This is a genomic window from Flavobacterium sp. Sd200 (assembly GCF_009826935.1).
Taxonomy (GTDB): domain Bacteria; phylum Bacteroidota; class Bacteroidia; order Flavobacteriales; family Flavobacteriaceae; genus Flavobacterium.
Map to the genome: position 1 here is coordinate 135856 of NZ_WUMN01000001.1, position 18182 is coordinate 154037.

Consider the following 18182-nt stretch of genomic DNA (forward strand, 5'->3'; position numbering starts at 1 on the left):
TTAAATTAAATTTGCACCAACTTTAATATAGTTGTCCAAAATGAGCTTAATACAGGTAGAACAATGAATATGAATGAAAAGGGTGAAAGCTGGGCTGTCTGCAAAAGTTGCCACGGGATGGGCAAAAAAAGCCGGGGGTTAACTAAAAAAGCCAAGCTTCGGTATGAGGGAGAACTTGAGAGTTTTGAAAATGAAAATAAGCTTGGATCTGCCCCGGAACGGCCGAAAGGGCATGTGAGCGTTTGTACAAATTGTGGTGGCTCTGGGTTGATTCCTTCCAAACTTCATCCGGTTGCTGATAAAGAAAAATATCCGCATGTTGCCATTATAGGTGGTGGTATAGGTGGTGTAGCTTTGGCTGTTGCATGCTTGCACAGAGGTATTCCCTTTACGCTGTATGAGCGGGATAGTAATTTCGAGGCCAGATCTCAGGGGTATGGCCTAACATTGCAACAGGCCAGTAAAGCCATGCAGGGATTCGGTATTTTTTCATTACCCGCCGGAGTGGTGTCTACAAAACATGTGGTGCATACTACTGATGGGACAGTGATAGGGGAGTGGGGATACAGAAAATGGATACAGCCTGACGAAAAGAAAGTCTCAAAGCATTCTAATATTCATATTGCGAGGCAATCGTTACGTCAGGCCTTGCTGGATCAGCTTGGAGGAAGTGAATCCATACAATGGACGCATCAGCTAATTGACTTCGAAGCGACTGACAGTGGTGTACTGCTTAAATTTGAAGTGGATGGAAAAATTGAGAATACCAAAGCAGATATTCTGGTAGGTGCCGATGGCATTCGCAGTGTCGTGAGAAGGTTGTTAATAGGAGAAAAGATTACACCTTTGCGCTATTTGAACTGTATTGTAATATTAGGCATTTGCCCTTTATCTGCCCTTAGTGAGCTTGAAAATCCTTTACTCGACTCTGCTACTGTATTTCAAACGGCTAACGGCAACGAGCGCATGTATATGATGCCTTTTACAACAGACTCAGTTATGTGGCAGTTTAGCTTTCCGATTGCAGAGGAAGAAGCTTTAGAATTAAACAGGCTTGGAGTCCATGCCCTTAAGGAAGAAGCCTGCCGAAGGGCACAATGGCACGATCCTATTCCGCAAATTTTGTCGGCCACTCCAACACAATACATTTCAGGATATCCTGCTTACGATCGTGAATTGCTCAAACCGGAAATGTTTTCGAATTCAAAAAATGTAACTTTAATTGGAGATGCAGCACACCCCATGAGCCCGTTTAAAGGGCAGGGTGCCAATCAGGCATTGCTTGATGCACTCTCTTTGGCACGGAAAATTTATACTGGCTGCAGAGCTTTTGACTGGAAAAAAGATGGTGTCATACAAAATATTTTGGCTGATTTTGAGTCAGAAATGTTAGACCGGAGTGCTGTTAAAGTAAAGGGGTCGGCAGAGGCTGCAGAAGCTCTTCATTCAAAACAGGTGCTTCGCATTAGTGATTCGCCAAGAGGGCGGCATCAAACCAGGAGTGATGTTTAAAATACACTGATATTCCATCTTTCCAGACCGATGATCTGTCACATTATACGCCTTAAGATTAAAAATTTTAATAAAATGTTATGAAATCATTTGCTTAAACGTTTAAGTTTATTATATTTGCCTCGTTAGAAATCGATATAGTGAAAAAAGTTTCCATTAAAGACGTAGCACAAAAGGCAGGGGTATCTATCGCTTCAGTGTCTTATGTGCTTAACAATAAGGTGGATAGTCGTATAAGTAAAGAAACAGTAGACAAGGTTAAAAAAGCTGCCGAAGAACTGGGTTACAGAGCAAATAACATTGCAAAGAGTCTGAAAACACAGCGCACTTATACCATTGGGCTTGTTGTGGCTGATATTGCCAACCCATACTTTTCTCAAATAGCGCGTATCATTGAAAATGAATCGAAACAAAAGGGATATACACTCATTATAGGCAGCTCCGACGAAAATGTGCAAAAGTTTGAAGGACTTATAAATATGTTTTGCGACCGGCAGGTTGACGGGCTTATTATTGCCCCGGTTGAAGGCGCAGAGGATTGCCTTCAAAAAATGCAAAAGCAAAATATTCCGTTTGTGTTTATAGACCGTTATCTTCCTAAAATTAATGCTGATATTGTTCAGGTTAATAACTATGCCATAAGTTTTGAAGTTACACAGCATTTAATTGCAGGTGGCAGAAAAAATCTTGTACTTATTGCCTATGATACCCTATTACAGCACCTTATAGAAAGAACTAATGGTTTTAAAGATGCGCTAATTCAAAATAATTTAGAGTTGTCTGATAATTCTGTTCTTTATATAGATAAAGATGCGATTGATGAGGACGTTAACCGAGGCTTTGACTTTCTGTTCTCGGATGCTAACACTCCCGATGCTATATTTTTTACCAGCAATAAACTGGCGGTATCAGGGCTAAAAAAACTAATGAAGCTCAATGTAAAAATTCCTCAGGATGTAGCTGTTGTTGCTTTTGACGAAACAGAGGCATATGAGCTGTTTAGTGTGCCTTTATCTTTTGTAAGGCAGCCGCTTTCCGATATAGGGAAAACAGCTGTTCGTATGCTTCATAATAAAATTGACGATCATTTACTACCGATAGATAAGGTTGTATTGAATGCTGAATTGCATACCGCTGCATCTTCCAGTCCAAAACAAGCCTGATCTTTTTTATTTATTCATTTGCTTAAACGTTTAATCAAGTATAATTATGAAAAATCAAATAAATAAACCCTCTGTATTTTGTTATGGAGAAGTGCTTTGGGATATTTTCCCTGAAGGGGCACGTGCAGGAGGTGCTCCTTTTAATGTTGCTTACAACCTTATGCGAATGGGGGCCGATGCCCATATGATAAGCCGCATTGGTGAAGATAAGCTTGGGCATGATCTGATGAAACAGGTGGCAGCTTGGAACATTCCTACCCAGGACAGCCAGATAGACTATACTTATCCAACAGGTACGGTTATAGCGCATATTGACGAGCACAATGAGGCACATTATGATATTGTGCAGCCCGTTGCATGGGACTTTATTGAGCATAGAAATGATTATACCGAAAAGGTTGGTCAGGCCGATGCTTTTGTTTTTGGCAGCCTGATTACCCGTAACGAAGTTTCGCGCAATACACTTTATCGGCTTTTAGAGGTGGCTAAATTTCGTGTGTTCGATGTTAATCTGCGTCCACCATTTTATTCGGCTGAACTGATAAAAGAGTTGTTGTATAAAGCCGACCTTGTAAAGATGAATAAAGCTGAACTACGGTTAGTACTTGACTTTTTAGGAAAAGACTATGTAAGCGAAGATGATAGTATACGCTTTGTGCAGGACACATTTAAAATAGCCGAAGTATTGGTAAGTAAAGGAAGTAAAGGAGCTGTTTATTACAATGGCAGCAATCATTATGAGGCCCCGGCTGTACCTGTAACTATTAAGGATACTGTGGGAAGCGGAGATGCTTTCCTTGCCGGTTTCCTTTCTAAAAGGCTTGTTGATGCCACTGCGGCCGATGTTATGGCGCAGGCAACAGCATTAGGGGCATTTATTACTTCTAAAGAAGGAGCGTGTCCTGACTATCGATTTACGGATTTCGAATTGTTTTGCGCTGCCAATAATGTGAGCCTTGACAGCATTTCTAATAACAGTATTTAATTATTTACAGATATGAGCCAGGCTAAATTCACCGAGAAAAAATATGCCATTACGTTTATTTTTGTTACGTCACTCTTTCTTTTTTGGGCCATTGCCATTACTATGGGCGATGTGCTTAACAAGCATTTCCAAAACGTGCTGCACATCAGCAAGTCAGAATCCGGCTTAGTACAATTGTCTATTTTTGGAGCCTATGCCGTTATGGGAATTCCGGCAGGATTATTCATGAAAAAATACGGCTATAAAAAAGGTGTGTTGTTAGGTTTATTGCTTTATGCTTTAGGCGCTTTTCTTTTTGTGCCTGCGGCAGAGAACGAATCGTTTACCTATTTCAGGGTAGCATTATTCATATTGGCATCAGGCCTTGCAACCTTAGAGACCGTTGCACACCCTTTTGTAGCATCTTTAGGAGATGAAAGAACCAGCGACCAACGCATAAACTTTGCGCAATCGTTCAATGGGTTAGGGGCAATAATAGGGCCGCTTTTGGGCGGATTTTTTATACTTGACAGCCAAGGTACAGAAGGTTTGGAATCGGTTAAGACGCTATATACTATAATAGGTGCGGTTATACTTTTTATAGGGCTAGCTTTTTGGTTTGTAAAAGTGCCTGAACTCAAAGATCCGCATGGCAGTCATTCTGATAATGATGTGGATGCCGAAAATCAGGACATTGTTGTTAATGCCCCTCTTTATAAGCAACGCCATTTTATGTGGGCCGTACTGGCACAATTTTTCAATATTGGCGCACAGGGTGGGACATGGGCTTATTTTATAAACTATGGCGTAGAAAAAACAGGCCTTGCTGATAAGCAGGTAGCCTACTATTTTTCGCTCAGTATGGCCATGATGATGGCAGGACGTTTTATAGGAACGTTTTTAATGCGCTACATTGCACCCAATAAACTGCTTGCCATTTACTGTGTATGCAACATGATATTGTGTGTAATTATATCGCAAAGTTTTGGCTGGATTTCGTTTGGTGCATTGGTCATGCTAAACTTCTTTTTAAGTGTAATGTATCCCACTATATTTAGCCTTGGGCTTAAAAAACTGGGCAATAAAACTGAACAGGCATCATCATTTTTGGTTATGGCCATGTTTGGTGGGGCAGTTTTTCCTCCCATAATGGGGCTTGTAGCTAATACAGATATTGCCTATGCCTACCTTTTGCCTATAGTATGCTACTTGGTGATACTGTTATTTGCAGTAAAATACTATAGGCCAAAAACACTTGGTACTACCGTTGTATTAAATAAAAACGCGGCATGATATCCGGTACTTTTCTCAGGATTATTATACCGGGCTTATTGATGCTTTTTAGCATAACAACCAACAGCCAGATAGTTATAACAAATAAAAATTTTTCCTTTGGCACTACGGGACGTATAGGGTTTGGGTACTCTCCGGATATTGAAGGGCACACCGGACGCCAGCTTAATCTATTGGGACAGGGATCGCTGGGCGGCCGTATGGATCAGGGCGATTATGTAGACCTGCTTCCGGCTTTTCATTTCACGCCCGTAAATGCTAATAAGGACAGCACTTCAATTGATTTTCAGGTGCGGCTTGCCTTTTATTCCTCTAATGGTACTTTTTTGGGTAATGTACATTCGGGATCAATAAACGGCATGATAGTAAGCCTGCCCGAAGCATTTGTAGAGGCGCGCAATATTGTGGGGAGCCCCTGGACGGTTTGGGCAGGGGCCCGCTACATGCGTTATGATGACATACATATTGCCGATTATTTTTATTTCGACGACCACTCCACACAGGGCTTTGGTGTAAAGTATAAAAAAACGCAGTTCTCTATGTTCTTTCCTGCGGCTATAGATACTACTTCGGCTAATGTAACACCCTACTCTTATGCCAATATAATTTCGGGAACAAAACAGTTAGCCTACCGCCAGCGGGAAGTTATGGTGGCAGAACACAGTTTTAATATTACCAAAAAACATTTGGTAAAGCTGCTGGCTGAATACCATTATGTTTCTGCCGTGCGCAAAAATGCCGATCCATCCTATCCGTCAGATTACGGCTTTGTGTTAGGGGCAAAAATAAGTTCTGATATTAAAACGCCTAAACCGGGATCGTTTAACCAGTTTTCTGTTCGCTACGGAACCGGCATAGCCAACGGCGGCGATAGCGGCAATACTCAAACGTGGCGTACTTTTGGCGCACCGGGCGTAAATGATCAAACCTATAAAGGGGCTTACTCGTTTACCATGGTAGAGCATTTACTCCTGAATTTGTCTGACAGGATAAGCCTTAACCCTTATGTCGTGTACACACAAAGCAAGGGCGGTGCAGAAACCCGTGGCAGGGCAACGGATTTTTATGACAGGCAAATTTACAATTATAAAAATGAGCTGGCTGTGGGTACGCGGGTTATCCATTATCTTACTAATTGGTTTCACCTGATATCAGAACTGCATTACACTATGCGTAAAGACGGATACAACCCTCAGGCAACCATGACAAAATTTGTATTGGCCCCTACCATAGTTCCCTCTGCCGAACGCAGCCCTTGGGCACGCCCGCATATAAGGCTTATTGCCGAAGTTGCGCGTTATAACGACTATGCTAAGAACGCCATGTATTCGCCATTTTTAGAGCAGGCCGGGCAAAAAATATTGGGTACTTATTTTGGGGTACGGTCTGAGTGGTGGGTGTTTTAAACGCTCAAGTTTTTAAAGCAAAGCAAACGCGTTATTTTTTAACACAAAGCCCACGAAGATTTTTCACAAGGTTCACTATGGTTAAGCTTCGCTTTTAGGTTCACAAGGCTGAACCTGCCAACGATATCCGTAAAGCTTTGTAAACTTTGTAGGACAACTTGTTGTCCGTTGTGTACAGTATTAATAGCACAACTTTGTGTTCATTGTGAAAAACTTTGTGACCATTGTGGTAAAATTACCCGTCCAGATTCAATTCTTATAAATATGGGAGTCAATATTCTGATTCATTTGTTCATGAAAATATAGATTATTCTTACAATAAAACTACTATGAAACCACTATGAAAATACAATTTGGTGCATCGCTGCTCTCTTATATAACGCCGTTATGGACAGCGGAAGCAGGGCATTATGCCATACAAAAAGCAGCAAAGGCTGGCTTTGACCTGATAGAGATATTATTGCCCAACAATATGGACTTTGATGCTACAACCGTAAAAAAGCAACTCAGGGATAATAACCTTGATGTGGCCTGTTCACTTAATTTGCCTAAAGAGGCACACATACCGTTTTATCCTAAAGAGGCTTTGATCTTAATAAAACAGGCTTTAGATAAAACAGCAGGTGTAGATGCCACTTTTTTAGGAGGTGTATTGCATGGCGGTATTGGTGTTTTTACAGGCAGCCCAGTAACAGAAGCCGAAAAAGATATTACTGCTAATGTTTGGGGAGAAGCTGCACACCATGCGGCTGCTTTAGGTATAACTATAGGAATTGAACCTATAAATCGTTACGAAAGCTATGTTTGCAACACAGCCGTAAATGTTATTGAATTAATAGGAAGGGCAGGAGCAGACAATCTGGGTGTGCACCTTGATACTTTCCACATGAATATTGAAGAGAATAATTTTTATGACCCTATATTACAGTCAGGTAAATTACTGAAGCATTTGCATATTACCGAGAGTCATCGTGGTATGCCGGGCGAAGGCACTGTGAATTGGGATGAGCTTTTCAGAGGCTTAAAAACAATAGATTTTGAAGGTAATTTGGTTTTGGAAAATTTCTCGTCATCCATACCGGGAATGCAACAGGCTGTTTCGTTATGGCAAACTTCGCCTCATGATGCTGATGCTTTGGCGTTGGGCAGCCTTAACTTTTTAAAGCAGAAAATTGAGGAGGTGCAATAAAAAAACTGTTCGGCAAACACTTAATGTTTACAGAACAGTTTCGAATATGCGGTTATGGTACTTAAAGGAAAATGGCTATTGAAATAAAGCAAGAATTTCTTTTTTCGCTTTGCCTATTTTCTGTTCAAGACGTCCCCACATTTCATCGTCTTTGCCTTCCTCATATTTCAGATCATCGTCTGTAAGTTCGGCATATTTTTGTTTTAGTTTTCCTTTCAGCTCGTCCCAGGTTCCTTTAATTTCTGTTGAATTTGGCATTGTATTTTTATTTTGGTTACAATGTAAAATTACATCCTGTTTTGCTAAATTGATGGTAAAGTAATTATAAAGGTTTACTAAAGTTGAACAAACCTGTTGTTTCTTATCCTGTATTTTGAAACTGTAGAATCTCTTTTCGTCTCCATGTTATGAGACGGAGTATTTTCTTCAGGAATAAACTTGAAATAACGCGATCGTATAGTATATATACCATCTTTCTCTTCACAATAAGACAATATCGGGTCAGACGACTGTACCCTGAGTTTAGAGACAACAGTGTTGGCAGTGCTGTTATAGATGCAGTAATAAATGTCTTTCCAGCCCAAAAGTCGGTTTTTATAACTATATGCGGCACTGTACCGGTCCTGGTAGGAAATTAGATAGTGGCTATCGTTCAGCTTTTTTTGGAAGCCGTAATAGTAGGTATGGTTTATATTAAAAATGGGTTGGTTTACCTCATTGGTTGCCATCAATACCTCTAAAACCTGTCTATTAATTCTGGTTGTATATAATTTTTTACCGGAGTTTTCCAACTTAAAATTTTTCAGGAACGCTGGTTCTTCCTGGGAACAACACATCAATAAGTTTGAAAATATAACAAGCGCAACAATTCGCAGTAGGGTAAAGGTCTTCATAGTGAAATGATTAGGTGGCTATGAAGATATAACTTTGCAGCGCATAAAAAATTATACTCTTGGTAATTTTTATATTATCTATTTCATTCATAAGAAGCACGATTTAAATAGCTTTCTATATTTTTGAAATCTTACAAACAATATAATGTCGAAAAGCACTTTTTCAATCGCAATACTATTTTTATTCTTGTGTTCCTGCGGTAAAGAACATGGCAAAAGTAAAAAATCAATAACCGATAAAATAGTAATAGATACTTTTTCAACTTTTCCAGCCGAAATAGATGGGTGTGCATGCTATTATTCTAATAATGAAACAGAATTCAATAATGGCAAATACATTTATGCAGATGATTATAATTCAAATGCTTTTGTGAAACTAAATGGCAAGATGGTTAAACTGCTATTAACTAAATCGGATACTTTGCCGGAAAAACGCTCAAATGAAATCTTTGAGAATAATGATTATGAGGTTATTATTAATACTAAGCAAACCGGGCAAATTGATGAAACATGGCAAAGTAAAGGCACAATAACTATAATGCCCAAAAAAGGAAAAGCAATAACAAAACCTATATTTGGTGAGTGTGGTTGTTAATATTTATACCGTTACCACTTTGTTTCTCCTGCTCTCAAGTATCATATAAAATTGTATTCCGAACAGCAATGATGCCGATACTACGTGTATGGTTTGCGAGGCAAACGGGAAGTCAAAATTATACATAGCAATACCCGAAATTATTTCTAACGTAAGCAGTGCCAGTACCCAAGACATTTTGCTAAAGCCAAGCGAGAATTTTTTGTTTCGGTTAAACAACACAATATTTGTAAACAGCACTATTATAGAAAAGCTGCGGTGTACATAAAAGTTAACCGTAGGCTCGTCCATTACAAGGCTAATGTTTTCGTAGCCCAACAGTTTTATTTGTTCATCTACAAATTGACGCACCTGTGTGCCCATAACAATTTGTACAAGTGTAAGTCCTAAAGAAAACCACAACATGCCTTTAAACAGTTTGTCGTACCTGTATTTTTTTTGATTATAGGAAAGATCTTTGCTAATGTCTAGTATATACAATATTACAGCAACTATTATTAGTGCCACCACCATGTGTAGTGTTATTTTTACAGGGTTTAGTACACTGTACACTACCGTGGCACCCAGCCATGCCTGAAAACCCATTAAAAACACAGTTAGCCATGATAGCAAAATAATAGATGATTTTGTTTTGGCAAACCTAAACGATGCAAAAGCCATAGCCAGTACTGCAAGCCCTGCCAAAGCTCCCGTAAGGCGATTTATGTATTCTACCCAGGTGTGCATAGGGTTAAACTCGGCATAGTCGTGTTTGGTGTAATGCTCCCAATTCGCCTCATTATAGGTTTCGGCTGTTGTAAAGGTTTGTTTGGCTACCCAAAGTTTTTCGTCTTTTATAATAACCTGGCCACGTTTAAACTCGCGGTTAGGCTTCCACTGCAGCTCTTTAATATCTGTTGGCGGAATGTAATAGCCAAAACATTTTGGCCAGTCCGGGCATCCCATTCCGCTGCCTGTCATGCGCACTAGGGCGCCGGCAACAATTACTAAATATACAAGAACAAGTGCGGTTTTGGTTATTTTCTGGAAGTTAAGTTTCATGATTATTATCTAAAACAAATTAGCTGTTGTGAAACTATAATTAGCTATTCACTGCTTTATAAATTATACTGGGGCAAAGGTAACTTATTACTATTGCTTTTTAATGATAATTGTCATGGTTTAGCAATAAGCAACAAAAAACCCGCTTATTGCTAAACGGGTTCGATGTGTAAGTAAGAATAAATATATTGTTTATAAAACGTTTTTTGTTATTTCACCTGGTTTACTATAGCAGCAAACGCTTCAGGGTGGTTAGCGGCAAGGTCTGCAAGAACTTTACGGTTCAATTCGATGTTTGCACCTTTAACTTTACCCATGAATTGAGAGTAGCTTAGGCCGTGTTGTCTTGCACCGGCGTTAATACGCATGATCCAAAGTGAACGGAAGTTTCTCTTTTTTTGTTTTCTGTCGCGGTAAGCATAAACCATTGCTTTTTCTACCGCATTTTTGGCTACTGTCCAAACGTTTTTACGTCTTCCAAAGAAACCTTTGGCTTGCTTCAATACTCTTTTTCTACGAGCTCTTGAAGCAACTGAATTTACTGATCTTGGCATAATTTTTCTTGATTTTGTAGCAGGCGCCCTTTTTTAAATTTTAGGGACTTGTAAAAGCCATGCTCCAGGGTTATTTAATTGTTTTAACCGAAACAGCAGGTTGTTATATTAACCTTAATTGCTGTTTAACGCTCTTCTCATCTGTTGGGTGAACCAATGCAGCGTGAGTAAGTGCAAGCTTACGCTTTTTAGACTTTTTAGTCAGGATGTGACTTTTATAAGCGTGCTTTCTTTTAATTTTTCCTGAGCCGGTAACTTTAAAACGTTTCTTGGCAGAGGATTTGGTTTTCATTTTAGGCATCTTGTTCCTGTATTTTAATTTACTCTTACTTACTTTATTTTTAGTCGAAAGTTTTAAAGTCATAAAGTCGAATGTCCTGTTGTGGACTTTAAGACCTTATGATTTTAGACCTTAATGACTGTCTTTATGCTTTTTTCTTTTTAGGCGCAATGAACATGATCATTCTTTTGCCCTCAAGAACCGGCAGTGCTTCAACCTTGCCCCATTCTTCAAGATCCTGGGCAAGTCTTAGCAACAATATTTGTCCCTGCTCTTTATAGATAATAGAGCGTCCTTTAAAAAATACAAAAGCTTTAAGCTTAGACCCCTCTTTTAAGAACTTCTCAGCATTTTTCTTCTTAAACTCATAGTCATGCTCGTCAGTCTGAGGGCCAAAGCGAATTTCTTTTACAACAATTTGCGTAGACTTAGCCTTAAGTACTTTATCGCGCTTCTTTTGTTCATAAAGAAACTTTTTGTAATCCATTATTTTGCAAACAGGAGGCTCGGCGTTTGGTGAAATCTCCACCAGGTCAAGCTCAAATTGCTCTGCCATTTGCATCGCCTGCGAAGTTTTATATACTCCGGGCTCTACATTTTCGCCCACAAGCCTTACTTCCGGTACGCGGATGGCATTATTAATCCTGTGAGCATCTTTTTTCTCTACGCGGGGCTGTATGCCTCTGTTGTTTCTAATAGCTATGGCTGTAAAAATTTAAGTTAAACTTGAAATGTTTTTAATGTTTTATCTACTTCCTCCTGCACCAGCGCAGCAAAGGCTTCAATAGTCATTGTTTGGTTACTCTTACCTGAGTCTCCGTGTTTACGGACAGAAATCGTACCGTTTTTCTCTTCTTCTTCACCTACGATCAGCATAAACGGAAGTTTTTGAACCTCTGCTTCCCTGATTTTTCGACCAATAGTTTCGTTCCTGTTGTCTACGGTGGCGCGAATTTCGTGATTTTCCAGTAATTCCAAAACTTTTTTGGCATAATTTTCATATTTCTCACTAAGAGACAGTATGATAGCCTGCTCAGGCATTAACCAAAGCGGGAAGTTTCCGGCTGTATTTTCCAGCAATATCGCTATAAAACGCTCCATAGATCCAAACGGTGCACGGTGAATCATTACCGGCCTGTGCAGCTCATTATCAGAGCCTTTATAAGTAAGGTCGAACCTTTCAGGCAGGTTATAATCTACCTGAATTGTGCCTAACTGCCACTGGCGGCCAAGAGCATCCTTAACCATAAAGTCAAGTTTAGGACCATAAAAAGCAGCTTCGCCATACTCTACAACAGTATTAAGGCCTTTATCTTTAGCGGCATTGATAATAGCGTTTTCTGCTTTTTCCCAGTTTTCATCGCTGCCAATGTACTTTTCACGGTTTTCCTGATCGCGTAAAGACACCTGTGCGCTAAAGTTTTCAAAACCAAGCGAACTGAATACATATAATACAAGATCGATCACTTTTTTGAACTCACTATCAAGCTGGTCAGGAGTACAGAAAATGTGTGCATCATCCTGAGTAAAACCACGAACACGTGTCAGGCCGTGTAGCTCACCACTTTGCTCGTAACGGTACACAGTACCAAACTCTGCATAACGCTTAGGCAGGTCTTTGTAAGACCATGGCTTAGTATTGTAAATTTCGCAGTGGTGCGGACAGTTCATTGGTTTCAGCAAAAATTCCTCACCTTCGTTAGGAGTATGTATTGGCTGAAAACTGTCTGCGCCATATTTGGCATAGTGTCCACTGGTTACATATAGTTCTTTTTGCCCAATGTGCGGTGTAACCACCTGCTCATATCCGGCTTTCTTCTGTGCTTTCTTTAAAAATTGCTCCAGGCGGTCGCGAAGCGCGGCACCTTTAGGCAACCAAAGGGGTAAACCCTGACCCACTTTTTGAGAGAAAGAGAACAATTCCAGCTCTTTGCCCAGTTTGCGGTGGTCGCGGCGTTTTGCCTCTTCCAAAAGCTCCAAATACTCAGTCAGGTCTTTTTGCTTAGGGAACGATATGCCGTAAACGCGTGTAAGCTGTTTGTTCTTTTCGTCGCCGCGCCAGTAGGCACCTGCAACGCTCATTATTTTCATGGCCTTGATAATCCCTGTGTTAGGAATGTGCCCTCCACGACATAGATCGGTAAAGGTTGCGTGGTCGCAAAACGTAATAGTACCGTCTTCAAGGTTTTGTATAAGCTCTATTTTGTAAGGATTCTCTTCTTTTTCATACATAGCCAAAGCCTCAGCCTTGGTAGCACTGCGCATAGTAAACTCATGCTTTTCGCGCGCTATGGCAAGCACCCTGTCTTCAATGGCTTTAAAATCTTTATCAGTAACCACATGGTCGCCAAAATCAACGTCATAATAAAAACCGTTTTCTATAGCAGGGCCAATAGTAAGCTTAACGCCCGGGTACAGTTCCTGAAGAGCCTGTGCCAAAACGTGCGAGCTTGAGTGCCAAAAAGCCTTTTTGCCCTCTTTGTCGTTCCATGTGTACAATATTAATGAGCCGTCGGTCGTCAGTGGGGTTTTCGTTTCAACAGTTGTACCATTAAAGCTTGCAGAAATCACGTTTCTTGCCAAGCCTTCACTTATGCTCATGGCAACCTCATGGGGAGTAACCCCGGCGTCGAATTGTTTAACCGAACCGTCCGGCAATGTAATATTTATCATTATTAAAAATTTATAGTGTGCAAAGATAATAATTAACCCATTGCAAACAATATGTGTAGCAAGGGAGTTTATATTATTTTATGGTTATTAGGTCTTGGGTTTTGGATGGTTGGTCTTCTATTTAGACTGAAGTATAACGGAGTTTCGAAATCCAAAGAGTCTTTTTTCGTTCTGATTTCAGAATTTCACCTCTTTAAAACTTGCCCTAAAGTGGCTGGGTGATGATTTTTTGTATTTAATAAACTGTTTATTAAAATTGGCTGCGGTGTTAAAACCGCTTTCGTAACAAATCTCTGTAACTGTTTTGCTGGTGTTTTGAAGCAGTTTGCAGGCATGACCAATCCTTATTTCGTTTAAAAACTCTATATAGCTTTTTTTGGTGCTTTTTTTAAAGTAAAAGCAAAACGCTGTAACCGTCATGTTGGCAATGGAGGCTATTTCGTTTAGTGTTATGGGGTTTTGAAAGTTAGATATAGTAAACTTAAATATGTTGTCCATCCTGTCCTGGTATTTTTCGTTCAGTACAGGCATTTCGTTGGTAGAAAGTATGGTTTTGTTTTCGTCTTCTATAAGCAGGCTTAAGCATTCCAGCAGTGTGCTAATGCGTACTATTCCGGTGCAGTGTTCCAGTTTTTTTATAAGCTTTGCCAATGCAGCTTTGTGCCTGCCTTCGGGTTTTATTCCTTTCATAGACAGTCTTAAAAGGTCACGCAGCAGTTTGTTTTCGGGTAGGGCTAAAAAGTCGGAACCCCAAAACATGTCGGTAAACTGTACAACTACTGCGCTGGTAATCTGTTCGTTCTCTTTTTTAAAAGTGTGGGGTACATTGCTGCCAATAAAAAAAATATCGCCCACTTTAAATTCGCCCACATAGTTGCCAATAAAGCTCAGGCCACTGCCTTCAGTGATCAGGATCAGCTCATATTCTACATGCTGATGCCACGGTACTTCAAAGCGCGGGGTGCGGTGGGTGTTGGCTACAAACGAATTGCCTTCGGCTACAGGCAGCCTTTCTATAAAGGGTTTCATACTATTATATTAGTTGCAAAGGTTTTATTGGTATGCAATTTATAGTAATATAGTTTATGTTTTAAGTAAAAAAGTAAATTAAAACTAAAACGTTTTCGGCTAAATTTGGAAATAAAATAATTGTATTCGTTTATTAAAGGTGTGTTTATTGCCGATAATAAAAATACAGTTACTATTAATTGTAAAAACCATAAACACGTAATAACCTACTACGATCTTAAACCAATAGACTATGAAAAACACAGAGATCAGGAAAATGACCAATTCTGTAAAAACCATAACAGCGGTTGCATTGCTTTGCGGTGTTGCGGCATGTAAAAAAACGGAAGAGAAAACCGAAGAAAAAACAACAGTAGAAAAAGAGGTTAAGAAATATCTGTCGGAACCTTTAGTAAAAGATTTTTATACTGCCGACCCATCTGCGCATGTGTTCGAGGGTAAAATATACATTTACCCGTCGCACGATATAGATGCCGGGGTTACCGAAAACGACAACGGCGACCATTTTGCCATGAAAGATTACCATATTCTTTCTATGGACAGCATTGGCGGTGCGGTTACCGACCATGGTGTGGCATTGGACGCTAAAGATGTTCCTTGGGGCGGAAGGCAACTTTGGGCTCCCGATGCTGCTTACAAAAACGGCACCTACTATTTGTATTTTCCGCTTAAAGATAAAGAGGATATTTTTAGGATAGGGGTAGCTACAAGCAAATCTCCGGCAGGGCCGTTCAAAGCAGAAAAAGAGCCTATTGCGGGCAGCTTTAGTATAGACCCAGCTGTGTTTACAGATGATAATGGTGATTCTTATATGTACTTTGGCGGTATTTGGGGAGGCCAACTGCAACGCTGGACATCGGGAAGCTATGATAAGAACGGTTCTAAAACCGACCTTGAAGATAATAATAAGCCTGCGCTAAGCTGTAAAGTTGCTAAAATGAGTAAAGACATGCTTAAGTTTGATGGCCCGGTTAAAGATGTGGTTATTGTAGATAAAGATGGCAAACCGCTACTTACAGGCGACCACGACAGACGCTTTTTTGAAGGCTCGTGGATGCACAAATTTAATGGTAAATACTACTTTACGTATTCAACCGGAGACACCCATTTCCTTGCTTATGCTATTGGCGATAATCCTTATGGGCCGTTTACGTATCAGGGAACGTTTATGGATCCTGTGCAGGGGTGGACAACACACCACTCTATTGTAGAGTTTAAAGGCAAGTGGTATATATTTTATCATGATACCCAACTATCAGGCAAAACGCACCTTCGCAACGTAAAAGTAACCGAGCTTAAGCACACTGCTGACGGTGGTATAGAGCTTATTAAGCCTTAATATTTTGCCGTGATGAAGAATTTTAGGTTAATAGCTATCGCTGTTTTTACGTTGGGCTTTGTTGGTGTAAATGGACAAAATAAAAGTGATGCAATTGCTTTAAAAGATGCTTTTAAGGATAAGTTTTATATAGGCGTTGCCATTAATCGTAATCAGGCTAATGGTACAGATAAAAAAGCGCAGCCTTTAATAAGTAGTCAGTTTAACAGCATAAGCCCTGAGAACGACATGAAATGGGAGAAGATACATCCCGGCCGCAGTGGCTACGATTTTAAGCACGCCGATGCCTATGTTGACTTTGGGGTTAAAAACAAAATGTTTGTTATAGGGCACACACTGGTATGGCATTCTCAAACACCGGATTGGGTTTTTGAAGACGAGAATGGGAAACCCTTAACCCGGGAAGCATTGCTTAAGGTGATGAAAGATCATATTACTACTGTTGTTAGCCGTTACAAAGGCAAGATTGGCGGTTGGGATGTGGTTAACGAAGCTTTTAATGAAGACGGTACTTACAGACAGTCTAAATGGTACACTATTATTGGTGAGGATTTTATTGAAAAAGCCTTTGAATATGCCCATGCTGCCGACCCAAATGTGGAGTTATATTACAACGACTACAATGTTTATAAAGCTTCTAAAAGGTCGGGTATTTTAAAGCTGGTGCAAAAACTTAAGTCGGCAAATATAAAAATAACTGCAGTAGGGGAGCAGGCACACTATGGCTTGAATAATCCACCAATAAACGAAGTGGAAAATGTTATTACCGATTTTGCTGCGCTGAATATTATTACAAATTTTACAGAGCTTGATGTAAGTGTGTTGCCTGAAAAGGATAATAATTTAACGGCCGATATTTCTAATAAAGAGGTATATAATGCTAAGTATAACCCTTATACAAAAGGGCTGCCTGAAGAGGTTTTAAAAGATCTTGCAGTGCGGTATGCTGATCTTTTCAGGATATTTGTAAAGTATGACAAATATGTTTCGAGGGTAACCTTTTGGGGGCTTACCGATGGCGATTCGTGGCTTAATAATTTTCCTATGCCCGGGCGAACCAACTATCCGTTGCTGTATGACAGGCAGTATAAGGAAAAACAGGCACTTTTCAGTGCCATAAAAAGTACAGTTAAGTAGTTTAAGTTTATTCGTTTTTAAATATTTTTAGAGAAGCAAAACGCCCTTATATGGGGCGTTTTGTTGTTTATATCCAAACATTATATCAATTTACAAAAGAGCTAAACAAGCGTATTGAATTTAGTTTCTATATGCACCCGTGCTTTCTTTTGAAATTCCTCCGGGGTCTCTCCGGTTTGTTTTTTAAAGAAACGGCTAAAGTAAGGACGGTCTGTAAAACCAAGGTCGTAGGCTATTTCCTTTATAGTAACATCGCTGTGGATAATCTTGCGCTTGGCTTCCAGGATAATCCTGTCATGAATAATTTGTGTGCCGGTTTTGTCCAGCTTTTCGCGTAAGATCTGGTTAAGGCGTTTAGAACTTATGCCCAGTTTGCCTGCATAAAAATCGATATTGGTTACCGTTAAAAAATTGCTTTCCAAAAGCATCAAAAACTCATAAACCCTTTTTTGATGAACATCGTGACTAGAAAATTCGTGTTCTTTTACCGTTATAAGCTTTAGCAGGAAAACCTTTAGCAGTGCCTGGAGCATGCTAAAGTTATTGCCGCTATTATACTCTTCCTCCATTATCCTGTAAATATCGCCAAGGCCTTTCGCAGCCGTTTCATCCAGTCTAATACAGGAAAACTCGCCCTGTACATTAAATATCCTGAACAGGTCGAGAAGAAAATCTTTATCTTCTTCTTCCAGCATAGACCTTTTAAAAGATATAAGCTCGCCATTTTTATCTGCTTTGTTCAGTTGATGCACGCGATAGGGAGGTATCAGATAGATCCAGTCGCCTTTTATACCATAGGCAGGGTCGCTGATGCCATGCAGAGGCTCTTCGTTTTTTAGCCATACTATTTCAAAAAAATCTTTCCGCCCCGGATCGTTAAGATAACTGGGCGGGCAGTTGTTCAGGTTTCTTATATAAAGAAGTGATTTTTCGAGTGTAGGGATTGCAGGCTCATTCATAAGTGCAAAAGTAACACTTATGAAATTTCCGGGATGGGATTATTAGGATATTATAGAGGACTATTCGGAAATATGTTTGTTTTTCAGTGATTTATGTGGTTGTCTTTGTCGAAATGTTTCCATATTGTCCCATATTATGTGATGATTGTGTAACC

Annotated in this window: 18 protein-coding genes; 9 read left to right on the top strand and 9 right to left on the bottom strand. The window is 39.9% G+C overall.

Going from position 1 to position 18182, the window contains the following annotated elements; translation table 11 throughout:
• The first annotated feature begins 117 nt into the window (after nt 1-117).
• From GR160_RS00595 to GR160_RS00620, 6 genes are all read left to right on the top strand, one after another.
• A complete protein-coding gene (locus tag GR160_RS00595; protein ID WP_237421148.1) occupies nt 118-1512 on the top strand; it encodes an NAD(P)/FAD-dependent oxidoreductase in 1395 nt (464 codons plus the stop codon).
• A 140-nt stretch (nt 1513-1652) separates the two neighbouring features.
• Nucleotides 1653-2675 carry a LacI family DNA-binding transcriptional regulator gene (locus GR160_RS00600; RefSeq protein ID WP_160747892.1) on the top strand — a complete coding sequence of 341 codons (1023 nt, stop codon included), beginning with the start codon at nt 1653-1655 and terminating at the stop codon, nt 2673-2675.
• A gap of 46 nt (nt 2676-2721) precedes the next feature.
• Nucleotides 2722-3660, top strand: coding sequence for a carbohydrate kinase (locus tag GR160_RS00605; protein WP_160747893.1), 939 nt, complete (start codon nt 2722-2724; stop codon nt 3658-3660).
• A 12-nt stretch (nt 3661-3672) separates the two neighbouring features.
• Nucleotides 3673-4932 carry a sugar MFS transporter gene (locus tag GR160_RS00610; RefSeq protein ID WP_160747894.1) on the top strand — a complete coding sequence of 420 codons (1260 nt, stop codon included), beginning with the start codon at nt 3673-3675 and terminating at the stop codon, nt 4930-4932.
• Nucleotides 4929-6338, top strand: a complete 1410-nt coding sequence (locus GR160_RS00615) for a carbohydrate porin (RefSeq protein ID WP_160747895.1) — start codon at nt 4929-4931, stop codon at nt 6336-6338. The genes GR160_RS00610 and GR160_RS00615 overlap by 4 nt, the downstream gene beginning before the upstream one ends.
• A 340-nt stretch (nt 6339-6678) precedes the next feature.
• A complete protein-coding gene (locus GR160_RS00620) occupies nt 6679-7527 on the top strand; it encodes a sugar phosphate isomerase/epimerase (protein WP_160747896.1) in 849 nt (282 codons plus the stop codon).
• 75 nt (nt 7528-7602) lie between these two features.
• Here GR160_RS00620 and GR160_RS00625 read toward each other — a convergent pair whose 3' ends face one another.
• Entirely contained in the window at nt 7603-7785 is a 183-nt protein-coding gene (locus tag GR160_RS00625; protein WP_160747897.1) for a CsbD family protein, read from the bottom strand.
• A gap of 77 nt (nt 7786-7862) precedes the next feature.
• A complete protein-coding gene (locus tag GR160_RS00630) occupies nt 7863-8255 on the bottom strand; it encodes a hypothetical protein (protein ID WP_237421149.1) in 393 nt (130 codons plus the stop codon).
• A gap of 310 nt (nt 8256-8565) precedes the next feature.
• Between GR160_RS00630 and GR160_RS00635 the strand changes: the two genes are divergently transcribed.
• Entirely contained in the window at nt 8566-9015 is a 450-nt protein-coding gene (locus GR160_RS00635; RefSeq protein WP_160747899.1) for a hypothetical protein, read from the top strand.
• A gap of 3 nt (nt 9016-9018) precedes the next feature.
• Here the strand turns inward: GR160_RS00635 and GR160_RS00640 are convergent, their stop codons facing one another.
• From GR160_RS00640 to GR160_RS00665, 6 genes are all read right to left on the bottom strand, one after another.
• Nucleotides 9019-10056 (bottom strand): heme A synthase, encoded by a 1038-nt coding sequence (locus GR160_RS00640; protein WP_160747900.1) that lies wholly within the window; start codon nt 10054-10056, stop codon nt 9019-9021.
• 209 nt (nt 10057-10265) lie between these two features.
• Nucleotides 10266-10610 carry a 50S ribosomal protein L20 gene (rplT, locus tag GR160_RS00645; protein WP_160747901.1) on the bottom strand — a complete coding sequence of 115 codons (345 nt, stop codon included), beginning with the start codon at nt 10608-10610 and terminating at the stop codon, nt 10266-10268.
• A gap of 103 nt (nt 10611-10713) precedes the next feature.
• Nucleotides 10714-10911 carry a 50S ribosomal protein L35 gene (rpmI, locus tag GR160_RS00650; RefSeq protein WP_160748961.1) on the bottom strand — a complete coding sequence of 66 codons (198 nt, stop codon included), beginning with the start codon at nt 10909-10911 and terminating at the stop codon, nt 10714-10716.
• Nucleotides 10912-11035: 124 nt separating this feature from the next.
• A complete protein-coding gene (infC, locus tag GR160_RS00655) occupies nt 11036-11569 on the bottom strand; it encodes a translation initiation factor IF-3 (protein ID WP_370519201.1) in 534 nt (177 codons plus the stop codon).
• 41 nt (nt 11570-11610) lie between these two features.
• On the bottom strand, nt 11611-13563 hold the full coding sequence (gene thrS, locus GR160_RS00660; protein ID WP_160747902.1) for a threonine--tRNA ligase: 1953 nt from the start codon (nt 13561-13563) through the stop codon (nt 11611-11613).
• A 177-nt stretch (nt 13564-13740) separates the two neighbouring features.
• A complete protein-coding gene (locus GR160_RS00665; RefSeq protein WP_160747903.1) occupies nt 13741-14592 on the bottom strand; it encodes an AraC family transcriptional regulator in 852 nt (283 codons plus the stop codon).
• A 232-nt stretch (nt 14593-14824) separates the two neighbouring features.
• On the opposite strand from GR160_RS00665, the gene GR160_RS00670 reads away from it, so the two are divergent.
• Nucleotides 14825-15931: a glycoside hydrolase family 43 protein gene (locus GR160_RS00670; RefSeq protein WP_237421150.1), complete on the top strand. Its 1107-nt coding sequence runs from the start codon at nt 14825-14827 to the stop codon at nt 15929-15931.
• Between the two features lie 12 nt (nt 15932-15943).
• The gene (locus tag GR160_RS00675; protein WP_160747904.1) at nt 15944-17068 is read left to right on the top strand and encodes an endo-1,4-beta-xylanase; all 1125 of its coding nucleotides are present in this window, start codon (nt 15944-15946) and stop codon (nt 17066-17068) included.
• A gap of 101 nt (nt 17069-17169) precedes the next feature.
• Here the strand turns inward: GR160_RS00675 and GR160_RS00680 are convergent, their stop codons facing one another.
• Nucleotides 17170-18027: a helix-turn-helix domain-containing protein gene (locus GR160_RS00680; RefSeq protein ID WP_160747905.1), complete on the bottom strand. Its 858-nt coding sequence runs from the start codon at nt 18025-18027 to the stop codon at nt 17170-17172.
• Nucleotides 18028-18182: the final 155 nt, after the last annotated feature.

What these genes read in the sequence shown, in the direction of transcription:
- GR160_RS00620 (WP_160747896.1), top strand. Translation starts at nt 6,679, where the DNA reads ATGAAAATACAATTTGGTGCATCGCTGCTCTCTTATATAACGCCGTTA.
- GR160_RS00610 (WP_160747894.1), top strand. Translation starts at nt 3,673, where the DNA reads ATGAGCCAGGCTAAATTCACCGAGAAAAAATATGCCATTACGTTTATT.
- GR160_RS00605 (WP_160747893.1), top strand. Translation starts at nt 2,722, where the DNA reads ATGAAAAATCAAATAAATAAACCCTCTGTATTTTGTTATGGAGAAGTG.
- GR160_RS00665 (WP_160747903.1), bottom strand. Translation starts at nt 14,592, where the DNA reads ATGAAACCCTTTATAGAAAGGCTGCCTGTAGCCGAAGGCAATTCGTTT.
- thrS (WP_160747902.1), bottom strand. Translation starts at nt 13,563, where the DNA reads ATGATAAATATTACATTGCCGGACGGTTCGGTTAAACAATTCGACGCC.
- rplT (WP_160747901.1), bottom strand. Translation starts at nt 10,610, where the DNA reads ATGCCAAGATCAGTAAATTCAGTTGCTTCAAGAGCTCGTAGAAAAAGA.
- GR160_RS00635 (WP_160747899.1), top strand. Translation starts at nt 8,566, where the DNA reads ATGTCGAAAAGCACTTTTTCAATCGCAATACTATTTTTATTCTTGTGT.
- GR160_RS00625 (WP_160747897.1), bottom strand. Translation starts at nt 7,785, where the DNA reads ATGCCAAATTCAACAGAAATTAAAGGAACCTGGGACGAGCTGAAAGGA.
- GR160_RS00675 (WP_160747904.1), top strand. Translation starts at nt 15,944, where the DNA reads ATGAAGAATTTTAGGTTAATAGCTATCGCTGTTTTTACGTTGGGCTTT.
- GR160_RS00630 (WP_237421149.1), bottom strand. Translation starts at nt 8,255, where the DNA reads ATGGCAACCAATGAGGTAAACCAACCCATTTTTAATATAAACCATACC.
- GR160_RS00680 (WP_160747905.1), bottom strand. Translation starts at nt 18,027, where the DNA reads ATGAATGAGCCTGCAATCCCTACACTCGAAAAATCACTTCTTTATATA.
- rpmI (WP_160748961.1), bottom strand. Translation starts at nt 10,911, where the DNA reads ATGCCTAAAATGAAAACCAAATCCTCTGCCAAGAAACGTTTTAAAGTT.
- GR160_RS00670 (WP_237421150.1), top strand. Translation starts at nt 14,825, where the DNA reads ATGAAAAACACAGAGATCAGGAAAATGACCAATTCTGTAAAAACCATA.
- GR160_RS00640 (WP_160747900.1), bottom strand. Translation starts at nt 10,056, where the DNA reads ATGAAACTTAACTTCCAGAAAATAACCAAAACCGCACTTGTTCTTGTA.
- GR160_RS00615 (WP_160747895.1), top strand. Translation starts at nt 4,929, where the DNA reads ATGATATCCGGTACTTTTCTCAGGATTATTATACCGGGCTTATTGATG.
- GR160_RS00595 (WP_237421148.1), top strand. Translation starts at nt 118, where the DNA reads ATGGGCAAAAAAAGCCGGGGGTTAACTAAAAAAGCCAAGCTTCGGTAT.